Raw genomic sequence first — 22084 nt, forward strand, 5'->3', positions numbered from 1 at the left:
ATTAGAATATCTCTTCAAAGAGTAAAAAACTTTTTAGTCTTTATTAATCCGTGGCAAAAAAACTCATTCAAATGCGTCAATACTTTGTACTCTTCATTTTCGGAATAATTCTAGCTTTTAGTTCTTGCCGAACTGATTTTGATACCGTTGCCAGTTCCGGAGATTTAAAGTTTTCTAAAGACACTGTTTATTTGGACACTGTTTTCAAGAATATTGGCTCTGCTACCTATCAGCTTAAAGTATACAACCGAAGTAAAAACGACATCTCCATTCCTATTATTCAGCTCAAAAACGGCTTGAATTCAAAATACAGAATGACAGTCGACGGTATGAGCGGAAACAATGGTAAAATTTTCAAAGACGTCACACTTTTATCTAAAGACAGTTTGTACATTTTTGTAGAAACCACCGCAGATATTACAGATGCAAACCCAACCGATTTTTTATATACCGATCAGATTCAGTTTGACAGCGGCGCTAATCTTCAACAAGTCGCCTTGGTCACACTCATTCAGGATGCTGTTTTTCTTTATCCACAACAAAATCCTGACGGAACCAAAGAGAAAATTAAAATTGAAGGCAAAGAGGTAGATGGTTTTTACCTGAATGATAACGATCCTGTCAACGGAAATGAATTGCTTTTCACCAAACAAAAACCTTATGTTATTTATGGATTTGCCGGTGTTCCTAAAAACAAAACGGTGGCTTTTGAAGCGGGTGCACGCGTATACTTTCATACTAATTCAGGTCTTTTTGTCGACGATAAAGCTTCTTTACAAATTAAAGGAACCACTTCTTCAACTCCAAAATTAGAAAATGAAGTTGTTTTTGAAGGCGATCGACTAGAATCACTTTACGATAATATTCCCGGACAGTGGAACTCTGTTATTTTTGCTAACGGAAGTACCAATCACTCTATCCATCATCTTACCCTGAAAAATGCGGTCATTGGTTTAAATTTCAAGAATCCGGATCCTGCTTCGACCATTGAAATCAAAAACACCCAGATTTACAACACTGTCGAATATGGAATACTGGCACAAAATGCCCGTATAAATGGAGAAAACATTGTTATCAATTATGCCGGTCTTGCGAGTTTATCTTGTGTATACGGAGGAGATTACAAATTCACACATTGCACCTTCAACAACAGTTGGTCCAATAATTCTCAATTTGCAGTTAGTTTAAGCAACAGCCTGGCCAATGCTGTTCCGGAAACAAATCCGCTGACACAGGCGACTTTTAACAACTGTATCATTTACGGATCGGGAACCAACGAGTTCAATTTAAGCAAAAAAAACACTGCCGCCTTTGTGTACCAACTCAATAATTGTTTGCTAAAATTCAGCAGTTCTTCCAACAATCCGGATTATCAGTTCAAAACAGATCCTGCACACTACAACCAGATCATTCTGAACGAAAACCCCAAGTTCTTTAATGTTGCTAAAAACCTGTTCAACATTGACAATACTTCTTCCGCTTTCGCGAAAGGAAACCCGGTCTACAATATTCCTTTAGATATTATTGGAAAAACCAGAACTTCTCCACCGGATTTAGGAGCTTATCAGAGTGCCGCTTTTCCTAAGTAGTTTTATGTCCTCTAAAATTTAACTTCGACAGATTTCTCTCCTTTCATGTCATTTCGACCGAAGGGAGAAATCGCACGCAGAATTCGACAAAGATTGGCGACAATTGGGTTGGAGTTGCCAGTGTGATTTCTCGTTCCTCGAAATGACAAACTGCATTCAATTCATGGAAAAAACTCCGCACGTTAAGTCTTTTCTTTCCCAAAAAAGCAGTCGTAAGAAAATATATCCAAAATTAAACATCACTTAACTTATATAATTCATAAAAATAGTAGATTTGCTAAAACTGATTTTCAACATTCTAAAATTCAGTATTTTAAAAACAAAAAACAACCAAATCTTAAAGACTATTAATTATGAAAAAAAACTACTTTTTACTGTTATTGATGTTTGCCGCAACGGCATTTGCGCAAATTCCCACCGGCTATTACAACACCGCAACAGGAACAGGTTACACATTGAAAACACAATTGTACAACATTATTAAAGGTCATACCGATAACGGATATGCAGGATTGTACACCACTTATCAAACCTCCGATGTCGATAATTTTTTCGAAAACGACGGAACCGTTTTAGACATGTATTCCGAAAACCCATCCGGAACGGATCCTTACAATTATACCACAGGATCAACACAGCGTTGTGGGAACTACGTTTCAGAAGGCGATTGCTACAACAGAGAGCATATCATTCCGCAATCGGTTTTTAACGAACAATCTCCAATGGTATCCGATGCGCATTTTATCACTCCGACAGATGGAAAAGTAAACGGAATACGATCCAACTATCCTCACGGGAATGTTAGTTCTGCTACTTACACTTCTCAAAATGGAGGTAAATTAGGCTCCAGTTCGGTATCCGGATACTCAGGAACCGTTTTCGAACCTATAAACGAATTCAAAGGCGATATTGCCCGAATGTATTTTTATTTTGCCACTCGTTATGAAAATACCGTTGCAGGTTACTCTTTCCCTATGTTTGACGGATCAGGCAATAAAGTTTTTACTACGGCATTCTTAAATCTTCTAATAACCTGGCACACACAAGATCCTGTAAGCGCCAGAGAAATTGCCCGAAACAATGCCATCTATGCCCGTCAGAACAATAGAAACCCTTATATCGATCATCCGGAATATGTCAATCAAATTTGGGGAGGAACACCTTCTTCAGACACGCAGGCTCCAACTGCACCAACAAGCTTAGCTTCGACTGCAAAAACAGCAACTTCTATTACACTATCCTGGACTGCTTCTACCGATAATGTAGCCGTTACAGCTTATGATATTTATGCAAACAGCGCTTTAAAAACCACTGTTTCCGGTGTAACTGCAACTATAACAGGTTTAACCGCTGCAACAGCTTATTCTATTTATGTAAAAGCAAAAGATGCCGCAGGAAATGTTTCCGCTTCAAGCAATACCATTTCAGTTACAACTGACAGTGGCGGAACCGGAACTACAACGGATCTCCTTTTCTCTGAATACGTTGAAGGGTCCGGAAACAATAAAGCAGTTGAAATTGCTAATAACACTGGAAGTTCTGTGAGCTTAGCTTCGTATACGATAAAAAAACAAACAAACGGCTCAGGTTCCTGGAGTACCGGTTTGGCTTTAAGCGGAACCTTAGCTACGGGAAGTAAATTTGTCATTGTAAACAGCTCCATATCTTCAAGCTGCTATTCAACCAGTGCGGCTAATATTTCGACAACAGCAACCGAAATGGCCTTTAACGGTAATGATCCTATTGGTTTATTCAAAAATGGCGTTTTAATCGACATCATCGGAACTTTCAATGGTGGAACTGCTAATTTCGGAGCCGACGTAACTTTAAGAAGAAAATCAACCGTAACTTCACCAAGTACTACTTTTAATCTGAGCGCACAATGGGATTCATTTTCACAAGATACCTGTGCTAATTTAGGCAGCAAAAAAGTACAGCCTACTGCAGCAGAAGGAGAAGAAAACCTTGCGGATTATAACGGAATCATCGTTTATCCAAATCCTTCTGACGGGAATTTTAATATAAATTTAAACGAATCTGGCTCTTCTTATGCTGTAGAAATTGTTTCCTTTTCAGGACAAAAAGTTTTTGAAAAACAGAACGCGACAGAAAACAGCATTTCAGTAAGTCATTTACCAAGTGGTATTTATATTTTAAAAATTGTTAAAGATTCGAAAACTATCATCAGGAAAATAATCATTAACTAAAAATACTTTTTCACGCAGATTTAGCAGATTTTTTTTGGAACTACTTATAAATAGTTCCGGCATTCTTGAATCTGCTGAATCTGCGTGAAAATAAAAACTTTGCACGACAATATCCCAATTTCAGAACGGTATCATATTTTTTAAAAGAGTTTGTTTTCAAATTTGCGCTTGCTAGATATTTAAACTAAATTTGCACTTCAATACAACAAACTACACATCACAATGATCCATTTCTTTGAAAACCAAAGCAAAACTGTTTTTGCAGTACAGACGCAAAACGAAATTTCGGCTCAAGACATTTCAAAACTAAACTGGCTTTTTGCCGACTCCAATAAGATCGAAAAATCCGCACTGACGGATTTTTTTGTTGGTCCTCGTGCCACTATGATCACTCCATGGAGTACAAATGCTGTAGAAATCACTCAAAACATGGGTATTACGGGCATTATCAGAATTGAAGAATTTCATCCGGCAACAGCTGATTTTTCAGATTTTGACCCAATGTTATTTCAGAAATTCAGCCAATTAGATCAGGAAATTTTCACGATCAATGTGCAGCCGGAACCTATTCTGGAAATTGATGATATTGCCGCTTACAATACAACAGAAGGATTAGCTTTAAGCGAAGAAGAAGTTGATTACTTAAACAACCTTTCTACTAAATTAGGAAGAAAACTAACTGACTCAGAGATTTTTGCTTTCTCACAGGCGAACTCAGAGCACTGCCGTCACAAAATCTTCAACGGAACATTTGTGATTGACGGAGAAGAAAAAGAAACTTCTTTATTCAAATTAATAAAAAAAACATCACAGGAAAATCCTAACGATATTGTTTCTGCTTACAAAGACAACGTTGCTTTTGTAAAAGGACCAAAAGTGCAGCAGTTTGCACCAAAAACAGCTGACAAACCAGATTATTACGAGATAAAAGAATTCGATTCCGTTTTATCTCTAAAAGCAGAAACACACAACTTCCCAACCACTGTAGAACCTTTCAACGGAGCTGCAACCGGTTCCGGAGGAGAAATTCGTGACCGTTTAGCCGGTGGCCAGGGTTCATTGCCATTAGCTGGAACAGCAGTTTACATGACTTCATATTCTCGTCTAAACGATGACAGAAAATGGGAAAATGCTGTTGAAGAAAGAAAATGGCTGTACCAAACTCCAATGGATATTTTAATCAAAGCTTCAAACGGAGCTTCTGATTTTGGAAATAAATTCGGGCAACCGTTAATTACAGGTTCGGTTTTAACTTTCGAACATTCAGAAAACGACCGTAAAATTGGTTACGATAAAGTAATCATGCAAGCAGGTGGAATTGGTTACGGAAAATTAGATCAGGCAATCAAAAAGAAACCACAAGAAGGCGATAAAATCGTAATTCTTGGAGGAGAAAATTATAGAATTGGTATGGGTGGTGCTGCTGTTTCGTCTGCAGATACCGGAGCTTTTGGCTCAGGAATCGAGTTAAACGCAATTCAGCGTTCGAATCCTGAAATGCAAAAACGTGCTGCCAATGCGATTCGTGGTTTAGTAGAAAGCGATAATAACCCGATTGTTTCGATTCACGATCACGGAGCCGGAGGACACTTAAACTGTCTTTCTGAATTGGTGGAAGAAACCGGAGGATTAATCGACTTAGACAAATTACCTGTTGGAGACCCTACTCTTTCTGCAAAAGAAATTATCGGTAACGAATCTCAGGAAAGAATGGGATTGGTTATTGGTCAAAAAGATATCGACACTTTACAAAGAATTGCCGACAGAGAGCGTTCGCCAATGTATCAGGTTGGAGATGTAACGGGCGATCACCGTTTTACATTCGAATCTAAAACAAACGGTTCAAAACCGATGGATTACGCTTTAGAAGATTTCTTCGGAAGTTCTCCAAAAACGGTTATGACCGATAAAACAATTGACAGAAAATATGCTGATGTTGCTTACAACACAGCAGATTTCGAAAATTACTTAAAAGACGTTTTGCGTTTAGAAGCGGTTGCCTCAAAAGACTGGTTAACCAATAAAGTAGACCGTTGTGTGGGTGGTAAAGTAGCCAAACAGCAAAATGCAGGACCTTTACAGTTGCCGTTGAATAATGTTGGAGTTATGGCTCTGGATTATTTAGGTAAAGAAGGAATCGCTACTTCTATCGGGCATGCTCCTATCGCTGCTTTGATTGACCCGGTTGCGGGATCCAGAAATGCTATTGCCGAGTCATTATCAAACATCATTTGGGCACCAATTAAAGATCAGTTAAAAGGAATTTCATTGTCTGCCAACTGGATGTGGGCTTGCAAAAACGAAGGTGAAGACGCTCGTTTGTACGCTGCCGTAGAAGGTTGTTCTGAATTTGCAATCGAATTAGGAATCAATATTCCAACCGGAAAAGATTCTCTTTCGATGAAACAAAAATATCCAAACGACGAAGTAATTGCACCGGGAACGGTTATTATTTCGGCAGCAGGAAACTGTACCGATATCAAAAAAGTAGTAGAACCTGTTTTACAAAGAAACGGAGATTCAATCTATTATATCAATTTGTCTCAGGATGATTTCAAATTAGGAGGCTCTTCTTTTGCACAAATCAGAAATACAATCGGAAAAGAGACTTCTACTATTAAAGACGCTTCTTTCTTCAAAAATGCTTTTAATACCATTCAGGAATTAATTGGTGAAAACCAAATTTTAGCCGGACACGATATCGGAAGCGGTGGTTTGATCACAACTTTATTAGAATTGTGTTTTGCAGATGTAAACCTTGGGGCAAAAATTGACTTCAGCGCTTTCGCAGAAAAAGACTTATTGAAAATCCTTTTTGCAGAAAACATTGGTATTGTTTTCCAGGCGAAATCAGATACTGCTATTGAAGCTAAATTAAATGCCAACAACATCGAGTTCTATAAATTAGGAAAAGCAACAACGACCGAGACTTTAGACCTTGGACCTTGGACTTTAGACATAAAAGCTTACAGAGACATCTGGTTCGAGACTTCATATTTATTAGATCAAAAACAATCTAAAAACGGAAGAGCTCAGGCACGATTTGAAAACTATAAAAATCAGGTTTTAAATTATACTTTCCCAACTCATTTTACTGGTAAAAAGCCAGTCATCTCGAGCGAAGTCAAGAGACCAAAAGCGGCTATTATCCGTGAGAAAGGAAGTAATTCTGAGCGTGAAATGGCAAATGCTATGTACTTAGCCGGTTTTGATGTAAAAGACGTTCACATGACTGATTTGATTTCGGGTCGTGAAACACTGGAAGACATTCAGTTTATTGGAGCTGTTGGAGGTTTCTCTAATTCTGATGTTTTAGGTTCTGCCAAAGGATGGGCCGGAGCTTTCTTATACAACGAAAAAGCAAAAACCGCTCTCGATAATTTCTTTAAAAGAGAAGATACGCTATCTGTCGGGATTTGTAACGGATGTCAATTGTTCATGGAATTAGAAGTGATCAATCCGGAGCATGAAGTTCACGGAAAAATGCTTCACAATGAAAGTCAGAAACACGAAAGCATCTTTACTTCTGTAAAAGTACAGGAAAACAACTCGGTTATGTTATCGACATTGGCCGGAAGCACTTTAGGAGTGTGGGTTTCTCATGGAGAAGGTAAATTCAAATTGCCTTTAGCCGAAGAAAACTACAACATTGTTTCTAAGTATGCTTACGAAGGTTATCCTGCAAACCCTAACGGATCTGATTACAACACAGCAATGTTATGTGACAAAACCGGAAGACATTTGGTAATGATGCCACACATTGAGCGCTCCACCTTCCAATGGAACTGGGCACATTATCCAAAAGACAGAAACGACGAGGTTTCGCCTTGGCACGAAGCTTTTGTCAACGCCAGAAAATGGATTGAAAAAAACTAAAAAATATATTATAATTTAAAAACGTCCGAATTTTGAACATGCCCCAAAAAGTTAGACACTATTTGGGGCATTTTTTATGGAATTAAAAGCTCCATATTTCTTCACTCCAGAAAAAAACAATTCCCATTACCATCTATTTTGTATACAATCTTTTATTGCTGACAAATTACCTTTATCAAGATGTTCATATTTACCTGATCCATCAAGTGCATTGTACCTATACATAACATCATTAACATCATTAACATGATCAGCCCCTAAATTATGTCCACACTCGTGAGCAAAAGCGTTGTTTGCTAAATCAGAAATGATTAATGAACTAAACCCTTTTCCAGAATAAGAATTACCATATGTACCTACATATGCCAAACCTAAGTTACTATTACTCCATTTATGCCCAGTGAAAAACGCGCATCTAACCACTTTGAAACCTAATTTATTGGGATGCTTTATATTATACGAAACCAAATGTTTTAACTGTTTATCGGCGTCACTAACTCTAGCAAAAGAAGCCAAATATTCCGCCTTAGCAGCAGGTGTATCTTCAGGTTTATAAAAATTGAAGTTAGGAACTTGACAATATTCTTCTTTTTTTAAACCCAATTTTCTCCCCACTTGCATAAGAGAATACACAAGTTTAACATAATGAAACATGTAAGGGAAATCTTTTTCCATGTAAGCAACCTCAATATTGTATGTTTTCCTGGAATCCTTATTTAGTATACCGGTTGGCTTGGATGAATTGAATAATTGAGGTGATGCAACCGGAGGTACAATGGATAAACATCCTCCTGCTATTCTACCTTCAACTAATTCTTTTCTTCTTAATGTAGCAGTTTCATTAATCAGCCTATAATTATCATACTTTTCAGTAATAACTTCAAAATGGCTATCATCCTTTTTGCTAGTACTTTGCTGATTTAGATAATTTTTCAATAATACCTCTCCGTTATGTCCTAATTTGTTTGCTGCAACTAAAAATTCTTTCTTTTCTGCCTTATCAAAATTTAAATCCAGCTCTTCAACCCCTACATCTAAGTCCTTTTTCCCTTTGAGAACCAATTCTTCTCCATTATCTTTAAAGTACAATTCAAATCCATTATCACCTATAATCATAATAGCATTTTCATACTTTTCGTTCGCTTCAACTGTGCCTGTTAAGGTCCTTTTTTTGCCAAATAAAGTCTGCTCTGCGCTTTTCAAATCAAAATTCAGTTTTGTTCCATCTTTCTTAATTAAACTAAATTCTCTTATTTCTCCAGATTCTCTTATTGGCTTTGCAAAATCAGGTAACTGTGGTAGTTCTGATATTTTATAAGCAACGCTGTTTGATAAATCTGACTCTAATCCAACATTTTCTCTACTACAGGAAACAAGTGAAAACACTATAAAAATCCCGAAAACAATTTTCTTTTCCATTTCTATCTAAGTTTTAAATTTATAAAGAATAAACTTACAAAAAAACCAAAGATCAATCACAACTTTGTAACAATCGGCCTATACTATGTAATGAGCATTACTTTTAATAACTTAACTGGAATTTTATGTTATTTATTGATGCATTGCATAAAAGTTTATACTGCAATTTTTACTAAAATTATGGTTTTAAAACCTCCGAAAGATTTAGCATAGTTGCTTCTCATTTTAAAAAAAAATCAAAATGATCCTTTAATCTTTGGCCAAAAAACTTTAAAACGACTCTAAGATTAATTTAATACTATCTTAAGCCAGCTTACACCAGTGTTTTTATTGCTATAAATATCTTTGTTTCATGAAAAAATGGACATTAAATTTATCGCTTCGATTACTCTTACTTATAATAAGCCAGGTTGTATTTTCCCAAAATCCCTCTGTTAAAGGAACCGTAACTGATGGAAAGCTGGCCATCGAATTTGTCGATGTGGTTTTAAAAAACACTGCCGATTCTACTAAAGTTGCCGGATATGCGATTACAAATGCTTCCGGAAATTTCTCTTTAGATCATGTCGCTTCGGGTGAATATAAAATTCAGTTCAAATTAATCGGTTTTAAAACCGTTACTCAAAAAGTAAAATTTACAGGATCTCCTATTTCTATTGGAACCATAACTTTAAAAACGGACACTAATCTGTTAAATACTGTTGTTGTAAATTCTCATAAAAAGCAGATTCAAAAAACCAACGAAGGCTTCATTTTTAATGCCGTTTCGAATCTTACACAAACGGGCGGAACCGCTACTGATATGCTCAAAAACATTCCTACAGTAGCTGTGGATGCAGACGGAGGAATTACCTTGAGAGGAAAATCACCTATGATTTTGATTAACGGAAAAAACTCCGCCATTACCAATATGGATCAGATTGCAGCAAGCAGTATTGAAAGTATTGAGGTTATCAGTAATCCTACTGCCAAATACGATGCAAATGCAGAGAGTGGTATTATCAATATCAGACTCAAAAAAAACAACCAAAGCGGTATGAATGGTGCAGTGGTTTTAGGAGGTGGTTTTGGAGCCAAAGGCAGATTAAACAGCTCCGTGCTCTTAAATCATAAAACAGATAAATGGAATTTTGGATTGGGATACGACAACCGCTTTGCCGGAAGAACTAAAAAGATCAAAGGTGAAAGAATCAATTATCTGATTGATGACGAACATTATATCAATCAAAATAGAAACGACCAACGAACAGAAGGTTTGCAGAATTTGAAATTCAACATTGATTTTTCACCAAACGAAAACAACAGCTTTTCTTTTGAAGCTTTGGGAAATATGGAAAGTCAGGACAATGGCGAAACTTTATACACGCAGGTAAACAACAGCACCAATCAGTTTTTCTCGAGCAATAAAAGACATTCTCTGGAACTCGAACGCTCTAAGGTAGGCGAACTTGCTTTTAGCTATGACCGAAAATTTGCCGATAACCAAAAGAGTCTGAATGCCAGTATTACCTCATCTTTCAACAAACACAGAGAAAACACTGACATTGATACCTATCAATTCGATCAATACGACAACCTGATTGGTAATGCTGCATGGCAAAGAACACACAATTACGAACACGAAAATATCTCGAACGCTATTGTAAATTATGCGCTTCCGGTTTCAGAAAGAACCATTTTAGAGACGGGCTACAAAGGAACCTTCCGATTCTTCAACTCCGATTTTGAAAGTGCCGATCAAACGAATGGAGAATACGTGGTAAATCCTTTGGCCAGCAACGGCTTCAAATTCAACGAGCAAATCAACGCGGTTTACGGAATGTTAAACTCTTATATTGGCACTAAAGAAACTCCCAAATGGAAATACAACCTGGGATTACGTGCCGAACAGGTTTCAAACAATGGAAAAACTCAAAACAACAGTGATAACTTTTCAAATCATTATGTAAAACTTTTCCCTTCTGCCTCTTTACAACTTAATTTAGCTGCGGATGAATTTCTGAAAATGGGTTACAGCAAACGTATCAATCGTCCCGATTTAGACAACTTAAATCCTTTTATTGATATTACCGATGCCTTGAATCCGCATGGAGGAAATCCGTACTTAAAACCGGAAATCATTCATATTATTGAAACAGGTTATTCCAAAGAATGGTCTAAATATTCCCTTTCTACCAATGCTTTTTACAGAAACGCCACCAATACAATCAGACAATATGCCGAATTACAGGACAACGGAGTAGTTTTGCAACAGCCCAGAAATATTGGAAGCACCATTACTTATGGTCTTGAAACTATTTTCAGCTTAAAACCCGTTGGATTCTACGATGCCAATATCAGTATCACTGCTTTTCAGCAAAATATAAACGCCTCCAATCTGGCTCAGGATGTAGTCAACAATGCATTCAGCTGGTACGGAAAGATCATCAATAATTTTGTTCCGTGGAAAGGTGGAAAACTGCAAATTATCGGAAATTACAATTCGGCACTTGCTACCGCGCAGGGAAAAAGAATTCCGATCTATAATGTAGATATGGGTTTTCAGCAAAAACTGGGTAAAGGCAATGCCCGTTTAGGCTTAGTGGTTACCGATATGTTCAACACACTTGAAAGCGGTTTTAAAAACAATACGACTTTGTTCAGTAACAACCGTACTTCGAAGTCAGATACACGTGCTCTGATGCTTACTTTTGCTTACACCTTTAAATCTGACTTTAAAGAAAAATTACTGGAAAACCAGTTTTCGACAGAGTAGCATCGCATTAAAATAAAAATATCATTCTTGTAATCGGGATTCCTTTTTCTAGTGAAAATTGAACTATATTCGCCAAAAAATTTGTGCCCCGAATTTTTTGACAGCTCCAAGAACCCTTAAACCTACATAGAATGAAAACCCTGCAAGTATTTCTTTTTACTTTATTATTTAGTGCCGTAAAATTACATTCTCAAATTCACGTAGACCGAATCACTTATAAAGTCCGTGACCATTTTATTACCACCACCATTGGGTATCCGGTACCCGGAACTTTTTTGCCAGCCGGAAAAAAAGAACCCTCTACCATTTTAAATCCGGACGGGACAGGAATTATTCAATATGAAGATCTGAGCAAAAAAAAGATCAACTGGGGAATTGAATGTACCGAAGAAGGTATTCCGGTTTTTAAAGAAGGTTTCAACAGTGCTTCCTATACTTTCTGGTACCGTACCAATGACAGTGAGGAGTGGAATTATACCCAATTTTCCATACATTTTACCAAGAAAAAAATGTTTCTGATGGGTGAAAGAGTAAAAGAATATGTAGATTATAACGTACAATAATTACTACGTAAAAATCAATTTTTCTTGATTTTTATACCTTTTACTACAAAAAAGAAAACGTTTTCGTAGATTTTCTAAAGTACTTATAATTTTTCCCATAAATTTCGATAAATATAAAAATTATACCTAATTTTTATTTAATTTGCGATAAAATTCAATATACTAACATGGTTTCAATCACACGCCTTTTTGATTTTCCCTATTATCAACAAGAAACTTATAACCTTCAGGTTGCCTTAGCAACTAAAAAAAACGGAGTCTGGGAAAAAACATCTAGCCAGGAATATATTGCAAAAGCAAATGCTATTTCAAGAGCATTATTGCGCATGGGTGTTCAAAAAGATGATAAAATTGCATTAATCACTTCTAACAATCGTACGGAGTGGAATATTATGGATATTGGTATCCTGCAAACCGGTGCTCAAAACGTACCTATTTACCCAACTATTGCCGAAGAAGATTACGAATATATATTAAATCATAGTGGAAGTATTTTCTGTTTTGTATCCGATACAGAAGTACTTGACAAAGTAAATGCGATCAAAGCTAACGTTCCAACTTTAAAAGAAGTTTATTCTTTTAATGAAATTGAAGGCTGCAAACACTGGTCTGAATTGTTAACGCTAGGAGAAGACGACAGCAATCAAAGCGAAGTTGAAGCCAGAAAAGACAGTATTAAAGCAGAAGATTTAGCAACTATTATTTATACTTCCGGAACAACTGGAAGACCTAAAGGAGTTATGCTTTCTCACCATAACATTGTTTCTAATGTTTTAGACAGCGCACCAAGAATCCCGTTTGATCCGGGAAAAAGTTCGGCTTTAAGCTTCCTTCCTATTTGTCATATTTTTGAAAGAATGATACTGTACATCTATCAATACTATGGTATTTCGGTTTATTTTGGTGAATCAATTGATAAAATCAGTGATAATCTAAAAGAGGTACGACCAAATGTAATTACAGCCGTTCCAAGACTTTTAGAGAAAGTTTACGATAAAATCTACGCAAAAGGTGCTGAATTAACCGGCATTAAGAAAAAACTATTTTTCTGGGCCATTGATTTAGGACTAAGATATCAGCCTTATGGTGCTAATGGTGCCTGGTACGAATTTCAGTTAAAAATTGCCCGTAAACTTATTTTCAGTAAATGGAAAGAAGGTTTGGGAGGAAACTTAGATTTAATGGTTTCAGGAAGTGCTGCTTTGCAACCGCGTTTAGCAAGAGTTTTTGCTGCTGCTGAAATTCCGGTTATGGAAGGTTACGGTTTATCTGAAACATCACCGGTAATTGCTGTAAACGACCAAAGAAACAAAGGTTTTAAAATTGGAACTGTTGGAAAACCAATTCGCAATGTAGAAGTTAAAATTGCCGAAGACGGTGAAATCCTTTGCAAAGGGCCAAACGTAATGTTAGGTTACTACAAAGATCCTGAAAAAACAGCCGAAGCATTACAAGACGGTTATTTCCACACCGGCGATATTGGAGAAATTGACAACGAAGGTTTCCTTAAAATTACAGATCGTAAAAAAGAAATGTTCAAAACTTCGGGAGGAAAATACATTGCTCCTCAGTTGATTGAAAACGCCATGAAACAATCTCGTTTTATCGAGCAGATCATGGTGATTGGTGAAGGCGAAAAAATGCCGGCAGCCTTCATTCAGCCTAACTTTGAATTTGTAAAAGAATGGGCTAAAATTCACAAAATAACTTTAGGAAACAGCGACAAAGACATCAGTACTAACGCACAGGTTATCAAACGTATTGACGAAGAAGTAGAAACCATTAACGAGAAATTCGGACACTGGGAAAAAATCAAGCGTTTTGAACTTACTCCGGACGTTTGGTCAATTGATGGAGGACAACTTACTCCTACCCTAAAATTAAAACGTAAAATTATTAAAGAAATCTACAAAGATCTTTACGCTAAAATATACGGACAAAATTAATAAACCAACATAATACTAACCAACGAAAAACGGCTATCTCATAAAGACAGCCGTTTTTTAATTGTACCAACATCACTTTAAATAGTCAACAACAGTTGTGAATGCTATACAAACGGACTTACGTTTTAAGCTTGTGGTCGAATTAAAAACCCATTCATTTGGGTTACTTCGCCTCTTTTCGCCTCTAAAACAGCCAATCCATATTCAGTAATTGTACTTTCCTGTGCTTCAGCGACTGTGTGCCTACTATGCTTTTCTTCTAAAACGATATTACAAACTTTATTCATAATTTTTATTTTTATAATTTTTAAAATAATGGTGTTTAAATCTTTAACTCATAATTCTGTTCGCTAGAAAAACATACTTTTAATATCCCTAAAGAAATTTCTTTTCTTAGATTTCTTTTCAGGCTTCTCCTTTTTATCAGCACTCTTTTTTTCAAAAACTTCTTTAGCTTTATCCATTCTTCTGATCGGTTTTACTTCTTCCTTTTTAGAATTTTCGTAAAACTTCTTGAGAGGACGCGGATGAAAATCAACCAAGATTGCAGCCATATTGATAACATCCATACTGGACGGATCTGTTTCTCCCTTAAAGAAGGTTTCAATAGGTCTGAACTTATCTTTCTTCTCCTTAAACTTATTCTTTTGAGTATGATCGAAATCTAAGCCCAATAGATTACTAAAAACATTCAAGTCCTCTTTTGTTGGGTTGTTTTCGAAAATGAGCCAGCACAAATCACGAAGCTTTGCGCGCGAAGGGTTGTACAAATAATCAAAGTATTCTCCTTCTCTTTCGATCTCGTATTTTTTTCTAATTGCTCTTTTGTATTTTTCTAATGTATTGTTACTCATAATATTTTACTTTATTTCGGAATTTTCCGGAACCTCAGATATCCTCCTGATCTCTCATCCATAGAGCGTTAAAATATCTTTACCGAGACAATAACGTCTGAATGAGGTATACCTCTTGTCTTCCCTTCTCTTTCCGTCGTTTAGTAAGCTCTGAATCGTTATCGAAATAAACAGATACTCACTAAACCTAATTTTACTGACAAGACCAAAATCATGGTCAGATTTACTTTTTTTACTCATGGTTAGAAATAATTAAGTTATTGGCATTTTTTGTTGGGGTGCTTTCTAACTTCGAACGTTTTATTCCAAAATCAGATTTCCTTAGTTTACACATTCTTCCATCTGAAGCATGGTGAAAAACAATACCTTCAACATCATTTTCTAACAAAAAATTTTTCAAATCATCAAATTCAAAATTTGAAAAGTCAAAAACCTCACTGCCGTGTTTTATCAGCAGGTGTTTTTCCAATTTTTCAGGATTTCCCTGTACTTTAGGGCCGCATAATTCAAATGTCCCATCGATCTTGATTTTTAAATTATCAAAACCTTCAAAGAAAAACTTATCCTCAGGTTTCAAACGGTCACATTTCAACCAGTGCGGATGATGCCCCGTCACACTATCAGCTTCCTGACATGCAATCGCACCAGAAGGAATTATACGCCCTTTTTTGGTATCAAACCTTTTAAATAATTCTCCCTTAATAATTGCTGCAGCTGAGCCATCAAATTTTCTTGTGGCAATAACTTCTCCGGTTGTAACCCATTTATTTTCATCACTAACCTTATTTATTACCCTTGCCAGATCGTGCGGATCTTTAGCAAATAATGTACTTATCTTTTTCATCTTATATACTTTTAAATTAAATCCCCGATTTACTCGAAGAACATCAAACAACTTTTGCGCTTTTAAATTTCAACCCATAAAAAAAGCACCCGATTAGAGGTGCTTTATAACAAATACGATAATTATCATATTGTCTATAATTGATGCACCAGCATGTAAACCCCTTCAAGGGCCGAACTCGCGTTTATTGGTTTTACGTTATATGTGTTAAAAATGAAATCCATTTTATATATTGTTTAATTTTTAAATTCTATTGTTTTTTGAAATTCAGTGTCCTGATATTCTTCGGCAAAGATAATGTCAAAAAAATCATACTTCCAAATCCTTCAACACTTCAATTCATTGATTTTCAATTTATTAAACCTTAGAATTAAGTCATAGAAATCCCTGTCCGCTTATCGAAGCAGTTCTTTTTTCAAATCAAATGACTGTTACTCATCAGATTACTTTTCAAGACTATATTTTGGAGTTTTTATAATTCATTAAACATTTAATGTGTTGTTTTTTTTAATATTTTATAGTTACGATCAATTTGTAATCATTTTCCATCTTTTTTATCCTGGTGAATAATCCCTAAAACAAAAAAAGCGTCCTAAAAAGAGGACGCTTTGCTATACTTATGTTGAGTTTGTAACTTCAATTTACACTTCGATTTCATAAAAATACAGATCACATCCTGAGCCCTTAACAGGGGCAAATCCTGCTAAACGATCACTATATAGTCCTACTGACAGATTAATATTTATATTTTTCATTTCCATTTCAGAAGCAAAAGTAAGTGTTTTTATTAACATAATTTAACATTTGTACTTTGTTAGTGCTAAAATTTTTATCGCACGCTAACAATTTTAGTCTGAATCTTCGTTTAAAAACCCAACAAAACAGAATAGTTTTATGCGTAGGTTTTATCAATCTGACTTAAAATGGTTGGGTCCTGTATTTCATTGTCTTTTGCAAACATTAAAACTTTAGACATTACCTCTGCTGATTTTGGGTCATCGTCTGCAAACGGAAGGAACAAACGACCTCTATGCTGCGAGTGAATTGGCAACACTGACAAATATTTACCCGGAAGCTGATGCACTACCGCACTTCCTAAATGTATGCTATATTCTGCCATTTCTCCTTTTACTATGGCGTGATTTCCAGTGATTTCTACATTTTTCACTTTAAACAAACGCAACGTTTCTCTCAATAAAACAGCTCTCATTTCGATAGAAGAATGACTGGCTTCAGGATCAACACCACCTACGTGTGCTACACTGACCACCAAATCGATATCACGCATTACTTCAGAGAAAATCCTTGGATTTACGTCTTCAAATGCAATGTTTTTATAATCTTTTAAAGAATGAAATTCGATGGTTTCTAAAGTTGCGCCCTCTACATCTGCCGGCGAAAACCAATCGGCCATAGCATACATTTTGACCTGATAGCCTTCTTTATGAAAAACTTTCTGCAAACCTTCTTCATAATCTACTTTCCATCCTCTGGTTTTCAATAAAACTAAGGTTTGCTTAGGCTGTACCTGATGTCCGGCATAACGTCTCGAAATTGCTTTTTCTTTTAATTCATCCGGAGTTGGAACATACAATTCTCTGAATACTTGTTTAAAAGGCTGTTGCAATTTGTTGTCAAAACAATAGCTTTGATAATCAATCCAAACGTTATTTTTATGCAAATCATAACAATGAGCAATTCTAAAAGTCTGCTTCTCATTTAATGCCATAACTTCTCCTAAAGCTGTAACCAGATTCCCATCAATATAAAAACCTATTTTAGCATCATTTGACACAAAAACTAATTTTTCAAGATGTTTGGAAATGATTGGATGCTCAAAAAGATTCTGCATTTCGGCAAACAAAAATTCATCGCCACGAATCATACTTTCTTCCAGACCTTTTCTTGAGCGTGTCCATTGCTCACGCATGGTTTTTCTGTAATTGGTTAATTCCAGAATTGCTTTGTCTTTTTTATATTTTGGCGGAATTGCTTTTATCTCTTTATCTCCTTTAAAGGCAACCAAATCTGCTTTTCCTTCATTATTGATAACTAAACTTACCGTTACATCGTCCAATTTAACCTCTGTTTCTTTTGATAAAATGTTCTGCACCTGTTTTGTTTCCATTGCCCAGGTCAGACGAACAGGGTCCGGATAGCCTGCATTTCGGGCCAAATTTTCAAGTGCAACTCTTATAGCCAAACCTTCGCTGGCTTGTTTCATTGAACCAAATTCTTTGCTTTCCTTTTTAAATTGCTGCAAATATTCATAACGTGCCAGAATATCTTTTTCAGGACCTGTTTTGCTTAAAGGCACTAATCCGTAGACTCTTAAATAATCCTGATCTCGTTTGTCTTTTACTTTGGCTGTAACCTCCCTAATTTTCAAATCTCCTGTAATGGTATCGGCATACAATCGTGCGCGTCTGTGTCCGTTTCCGTCTGTAACATATTTGGCCGATTCGTATAAAAGTTCCCATTTGGCTTTACCCAATTGTTTGTAAGCCGATACGAACCAATCTTTATCTACCGCACCATCTTTAAAATCCTGTAAATCAATTGAGGAGAATTTTGCCATTTCGCTTTCCAGTTCTGCATTTACAGCATTGTAGCTTGCCGTTTTGGTATGTGCATGAAACCACCAGATTCCTTCATCAAGACCTTTCCAGTCCAGATAATTACTGATTAATTTTTGCCATTGCGGTGCATATATAGCCGTTTGAATCAATCGTTCTTCTGATATTTTGGCTTTTTTAATAGCTTCATTAAAAACCTCCTGTGTATCTGATTCTATCGGATAACATCTTTTCAACAAATAACTAAACAATTTCTGTTTGGTTAAATCGGTGTAACTCCACGAATAAATATATCCTTTGTACAAACTTGCTTTTCCGAGCGCAGTAAGCATTTCGACCAAACGGTTGATTCCAAAAATTTTCTGGAAACTTTGAACCAAATGAGTTACAGCAGTGTTTGAATCTCCCCTTTTAACTTCGATATCCAAAAATGTTTCGCGAATTTTATCAACCATTGGAACTAAAAACGGAAATTTTTTAATGAGTTCTTCGCTTCCAAAATGTCTATAATGTCTGGTTTCACCAGTTAAAACCGAAATTCTTTCACTTTCTAAGATACCTTCGTACAATTCACCTTCGGTAATTATTTTTTGTTCGAAAGCCACGGCATACAAATAAATTGGTGGTTTATTTAAACCTATATTTTGTTCTAATCCGTTTAACTGTCTCCACCTGTACAGGTTCCAAATCTTATCATTTTGCTCCTGTGTTAAATCATCTAAATTGATTTTATTCAAGTAAATATCAAAAAAGTTCTGGTTTTGCCAGCCGTTTCCACGATCTGAATTGTAATAATACTCGTCTTTTGCAGGTTTGTATTCAAATTCCAATACCGATTTTGGAAGATCAGCATACAAAGTACTACAGGCATCAATTAAGAAATCTGTTTTTTCTTTAAAGGAGTATTTTAACTGTAAAGCATTCAGAATATTTAAGATTGCATTGTCCCAATCATAGCCTCTTTTCTTTTGGTGCGGCAATAATTCTTTATAATAAAAAATGTGTTTTTCGAGAAAATCGCGCCATATTTTTCTGTCGGAGCTGCTTATTAACGTCAGTAAAAACAAGTCTCTTTCGGCCAGACCTGAGTTTTCAAACCAGCCGGACCAAACCTCATACAAAGGGTAATTTGTTGCTGCTAATTCTGAATTCTTTTCGTCTTTTAAATTTTTTATTGGTCTGAAACTATTCCCCAATAAAATTGTCAATTTGCTGTTATCGTAGTTTTCGACTTCATATTCGTAATTTTTGTTGTCTTCATACAATTGGTACAACTTCGAAATTTCGGTCTTAATGTACGACATAGATTTAGAAAAACCGTATTGTTCTGCCTTAACCGCTTTGGCATACAGGGAATCTGTCTCTACTTTTGGCAGGCCATAAGGAGAAAGGACATTTGGTGTGTAAAAACCATATCCGTTTTCGGCACTTAGAATACTTTTCTTTTTTGACGGTTCAAGCTGTTCGATAAATTTAGTTTCCTTCTCGGTGATTTTTGGTCTTGCCGAATAAGCTGCAACCCAATCGTTAACTTTATCTGTCAGTTTGCTATTCTTCTGAAGTTGCAACATAATGTCTAAAGCCGACATACGCTGCTCCATATCACCTTTTTCTAAAATTTTATCTACAAAAGAAGTCACTTTTTGATCTTCCTGTTTCAACAATATTGCTGTTAGGTTCTTCTTTAAATTAGAATTTTTACGTTTGTACAATTCCTGAAAAATTGCCAGTTCGTCTTCTGTTAACGTCAAATTACTTAAAGTAGAGATAGCCGAAGCGACCAAAGATTCTCCTCTGTCTTTTAAGATTCTCAATGCAAAACTTCTTTGAAAATCTGTTGGTGCCTTTTTTTCTTTCCCGCTATTGCTTTTAAAACTGTAAAATGAATAGCAGTAATAATCACCCAGAATCTGACGGGTTAATTTCTCTCTTAAATTGATAGAAAAACCTTCAAACTGATTTAAAATAAGTTCTAATCTTTCGTTATTGTCTCCTACCAAATTAATTGCTGCAGAATATAAAGTATCTTTTTCGAATTTTACATTTAACCACGAAAATACTTTGCCTTCAAATGTTTTTTCTTTTACGGTTATCGTCTGCGCAAGATGGTACACTTTATTAAAGAAATCAGGATAATCTGTATTCGCTGTATAGTATTGCGACTTAACATTAGCCTCTAATAATGCATTCATTCTTGGCACTGCAAATGCCAGTACCTGTAGATTTTCGTCGTCTAAAGCTTTAAAATAAAGAGGCATTTCGATGTAAGGATCGCCTGTTTCTCCTGCAAATTTTAGCGCCAGAGATTTCTTCTCTATTGATCCTTTCTCTAGTAATTCTTTTAGATAGGGAACTGTTTTTTCGACATCAAAAACACCCTGAACCCAAAGTGCCATATAAACCTCGTTGTTATTCTTGCTTTGAATACCGGCCGGAATCGTTTCGGGATTAGAGAAATACCCCGAAGCAAGATTAATGATGTTTCGAACTGTAGTTTCTTTTTCAGAATCCCAGCCCAAGCCGGTCCAGGTATCTATTCCGCGAACAACAGATGAAAAACGGGTGAGTTTATTATCGATGATTACTTTGATCATGTATTGCAAAGCACCAATACTGGTTTCATCCAGAGCTTCTAAAACGGTCTGACGCAATCCTTCCTGACGCTGTGCCGCCAATAATAGTTTTTCGACCAGTTCCCAACTTTCTTTTTTCTCACTGTTTAAAAGCGCTTTGATAATATTACGGGAAACTTTTCCTCTTGAATCTTTGTTGAAAATGATATCCTCAAAAAGCTGAAACAGGTTTTCTCTATCCAAATCAATAGCAGCAGACCAAATCGTATACTGATTTTTAGAATTTGAGACTTCGGTATCAAAACGAATTTGTTCTTCGATACTCAAATCATAATAAACGGTATCACCATCCTGATAACTGTAGATTTGTGAAGAATGAAGCAGAGATCGCAGAAAATTTACCCGATTAATTAATAACTGTTTTTTATTATTGGGTGCTCTGAAAGAACGTCGGGTATAACCGTCCTGATACATTTTCATTGGCAGTCGGTTCCACGCTTCCTTAACATAAACAGTGATTTCCTTTCCAAAAAAGTAAACCAGAAGTTCGTGGTAAGTATTATCTTCCCACATATCGTCTTTTACCCACTTCTCAAACGCTGTAGCTTCTTTCGAACCTAAAGAAATATAGGTCCCGTAATAATTGTCTTTGAGTTTTAAAAGTGCCAGACCAAACTCGGCTGCTTCTTTTTTAAGTTTTGTTTTTGATAATAATTTAGAAACCAGATTACTGTTTGCTATTTCTTCCAGTTCTTTTTTGAATCGCTTAATTGGATTCTCAATTATCTTACCCTTGATAAGATCTTCTATTTTCATACTGTATTATTTTAGATTATTATATTGTAAGATGTGAATTGTGAATTGTGAAAAGGTAGATGTAGA

Annotated in this window: 11 protein-coding genes; 6 read left to right on the top strand and 5 right to left on the bottom strand. The window is 35.9% G+C overall.

Features of this window, described 5'->3' with window-relative positions:
- The first annotated feature begins 71 nt into the window (after positions 1-71).
- The 3 genes from JO950_RS07270 (at position 72) to purL (ending at position 7672) form a co-directional block, all read left to right on the top strand.
- Complete coding sequence (locus JO950_RS07270; protein WP_202702050.1) at positions 72-1589, top strand: hypothetical protein; 1518 nt, start codon at positions 72-74, stop codon at positions 1587-1589.
- Positions 1590-1942: 353 nt separating this feature from the next.
- The gene (locus JO950_RS07275) at positions 1943-3796 is read left to right on the top strand and encodes an endonuclease (protein ID WP_202702051.1); all 1854 of its coding nucleotides are present in this window, start codon (positions 1943-1945) and stop codon (positions 3794-3796) included.
- Between the two features lie 222 nt (positions 3797-4018).
- Positions 4019-7672: a phosphoribosylformylglycinamidine synthase gene (gene purL, locus JO950_RS07280; protein WP_202702052.1), complete on the top strand. Its 3654-nt coding sequence runs from the start codon at positions 4019-4021 to the stop codon at positions 7670-7672.
- 126 nt (positions 7673-7798) lie between these two features.
- Here the strand turns inward: purL and JO950_RS07285 are convergent, their stop codons facing one another.
- Positions 7799-9091 (bottom strand): zinc-dependent metalloprotease family protein, encoded by a 1293-nt coding sequence (locus JO950_RS07285; RefSeq protein ID WP_202702053.1) that lies wholly within the window; start codon positions 9089-9091, stop codon positions 7799-7801.
- A gap of 352 nt (positions 9092-9443) precedes the next feature.
- Between JO950_RS07285 and JO950_RS07290 the strand changes: the two genes are divergently transcribed.
- The 3 genes from JO950_RS07290 to JO950_RS07300 all read left to right on the top strand — a co-directional run bounded on the left by JO950_RS07290 (position 9444) and on the right by JO950_RS07300 (position 14355).
- Positions 9444-11846, top strand: coding sequence for a TonB-dependent receptor domain-containing protein (locus tag JO950_RS07290; protein ID WP_202702054.1), 2403 nt, complete (start codon positions 9444-9446; stop codon positions 11844-11846).
- 131 nt (positions 11847-11977) lie between these two features.
- Positions 11978-12409 carry a hypothetical protein gene (locus tag JO950_RS07295; protein WP_017496073.1) on the top strand — a complete coding sequence of 144 codons (432 nt, stop codon included), beginning with the start codon at positions 11978-11980 and terminating at the stop codon, positions 12407-12409.
- A gap of 167 nt (positions 12410-12576) precedes the next feature.
- Positions 12577-14355, top strand: a complete 1779-nt coding sequence (locus JO950_RS07300) for a long-chain fatty acid--CoA ligase (protein ID WP_202702055.1) — start codon at positions 12577-12579, stop codon at positions 14353-14355.
- A 125-nt stretch (positions 14356-14480) separates the two neighbouring features.
- On the opposite strand, the gene JO950_RS07305 is transcribed toward JO950_RS07300, so the two are convergent.
- The 4 genes from JO950_RS07305 to JO950_RS07320 form a co-directional block, all read right to left on the bottom strand.
- Positions 14481-14642, bottom strand: coding sequence for a hypothetical protein (locus JO950_RS07305; RefSeq protein ID WP_202702056.1), 162 nt, complete (start codon positions 14640-14642; stop codon positions 14481-14483).
- Positions 14643-14705: 63 nt separating this feature from the next.
- A complete protein-coding gene (locus JO950_RS07310) occupies positions 14706-15209 on the bottom strand; it encodes a hypothetical protein (RefSeq protein WP_202702057.1) in 504 nt (167 codons plus the stop codon).
- A 232-nt stretch (positions 15210-15441) separates the two neighbouring features.
- Complete coding sequence (locus JO950_RS07315) at positions 15442-16053, bottom strand: DUF5565 family protein (protein WP_202702058.1); 612 nt, start codon at positions 16051-16053, stop codon at positions 15442-15444.
- Between the two features lie 892 nt (positions 16054-16945).
- On the bottom strand, positions 16946-22018 hold the full coding sequence (locus tag JO950_RS07320) for a DUF4132 domain-containing protein (RefSeq protein ID WP_202702059.1): 5073 nt from the start codon (positions 22016-22018) through the stop codon (positions 16946-16948).
- Positions 22019-22084: the final 66 nt, after the last annotated feature.

This window comes from Flavobacterium sp. UGB4466 (genome assembly GCF_903469665.1).
GTDB lineage: Bacteria > Bacteroidota > Bacteroidia > Flavobacteriales > Flavobacteriaceae > Flavobacterium > Flavobacterium lipolyticum.

Bases quoted from the DNA above. Each gene is read 5' to 3' on its own strand.
- JO950_RS07270 (WP_202702050.1), top strand. From the start codon at position 72: ATGCGTCAATACTTTGTACTCTTCATTTTCGGAATAATTCTAGCTTTT.
- JO950_RS07275 (WP_202702051.1), top strand. From the start codon at position 1,943: ATGAAAAAAAACTACTTTTTACTGTTATTGATGTTTGCCGCAACGGCA.
- purL (WP_202702052.1), top strand. From the start codon at position 4,019: ATGATCCATTTCTTTGAAAACCAAAGCAAAACTGTTTTTGCAGTACAG.
- JO950_RS07285 (WP_202702053.1), bottom strand. From the start codon at position 9,091: ATGGAAAAGAAAATTGTTTTCGGGATTTTTATAGTGTTTTCACTTGTT.
- JO950_RS07290 (WP_202702054.1), top strand. From the start codon at position 9,444: ATGAAAAAATGGACATTAAATTTATCGCTTCGATTACTCTTACTTATA.
- JO950_RS07295 (WP_017496073.1), top strand. From the start codon at position 11,978: ATGAAAACCCTGCAAGTATTTCTTTTTACTTTATTATTTAGTGCCGTA.
- JO950_RS07300 (WP_202702055.1), top strand. From the start codon at position 12,577: ATGGTTTCAATCACACGCCTTTTTGATTTTCCCTATTATCAACAAGAA.
- JO950_RS07305 (WP_202702056.1), bottom strand. From the start codon at position 14,642: ATGAATAAAGTTTGTAATATCGTTTTAGAAGAAAAGCATAGTAGGCAC.
- JO950_RS07310 (WP_202702057.1), bottom strand. From the start codon at position 15,209: ATGAGTAACAATACATTAGAAAAATACAAAAGAGCAATTAGAAAAAAA.
- JO950_RS07315 (WP_202702058.1), bottom strand. From the start codon at position 16,053: ATGAAAAAGATAAGTACATTATTTGCTAAAGATCCGCACGATCTGGCA.
- JO950_RS07320 (WP_202702059.1), bottom strand. From the start codon at position 22,018: ATGAAAATAGAAGATCTTATCAAGGGTAAGATAATTGAGAATCCAATT.